Source organism: Streptomyces sp. DH12 (assembly GCF_020873895.1).
GTDB lineage: Bacteria > Actinomycetota > Actinomycetes > Streptomycetales > Streptomycetaceae > Streptomyces.
This window is the reverse complement of sequence record NZ_JAHWGT010001628.1, coordinates 1-393: the sequence shown is the minus strand read 5'-3', so window position 1 is coordinate 393 and position 393 is coordinate 1. Positions and strand designations below refer to the sequence as shown.

Below are 393 nucleotides of genomic sequence, written 5' to 3'. Positions count from 1 at the left end.
GGTAGTCCCGGCGCTGGAAGTAGGCCAGTTCCAGCGCGGCCCGCAGGGGTGCGGGCATGGACTGGACGATGTAGTCGGCGCGGGCGGCCTCCGTGGCGTGCCGGACCGTGCGCTCCAGGTCCTCGGTGGTGCCGGGGCCGCCCCGGGCGAGCGCGGCGGTCCCGGTGGTGCGCAGCCGCTCCACGGCCAGCCGGTTGGTCAGGGCGGCGAGCCAGCTGCGCAGCGGGCCCTGCCGGGGGTCGTAGGCGCCCGGATGCTGCCAGACGTGGGCGAAGACGTCACGGGTGACGGTGTCGGCCGCGTGTTCGTCACCGAGGACGCGGTGGGCGAGGCCGTGCACCAGGGAGGCGAAGCGGTCGTATAGCTCGCCGAGGGCGGCCGCCTCCCCGCGGG

The 393-nt window shown here is 76.3% G+C and carries 1 protein-coding gene; it reads right to left on the bottom strand.

From position 1 onward, the window contains the following. A partial coding sequence (locus LPA54_RS41420) for a sigma factor (RefSeq protein ID WP_228985529.1) occupies positions 1 to 393 on the bottom strand: 393 nt, incomplete at both ends.